This is a genomic window from Pseudoalteromonas sp. 5Ae-yellow (assembly GCF_014077565.1).
Lineage (GTDB): Bacteria > Pseudomonadota > Gammaproteobacteria > Enterobacterales > Alteromonadaceae > Pseudoalteromonas.
Map to the genome: position 1 here is coordinate 1 of NZ_JACGWD010000206.1, position 255 is coordinate 255.

1 pseudogene is annotated in these 255 nt (G+C 43.9%); it reads left to right on the forward strand.

What is annotated here, in order from left to right:
* A pseudogene (locus H4J63_RS19985) lies at window positions 1–255 on the forward strand (IS4 family transposase); the annotation flags it as partial.

Sequence of the window (255 nt, forward strand, 5' to 3'; positions counted from 1 at the left end):
AGCAGTTATTTAGTCATGTAAGTGATAACAGTCTAACTATTTTTGACCGATGTTATCTCAGCGCTGAGGTACTGATTAATTGGCGTAAGCAACACCCACAGTCGCACTGGATGGTCCCGATTAAAAGTAACACGCAATACACCGTCATTGAATCTTACTCTGAGCATGACTTCAAAGTAGAAATGAGTGTATCTGCGCATGCCAGAAAACAAGACCCTTCGCTTCCTGAGTGCTGGCAGGCCAGACTGGTTCTTT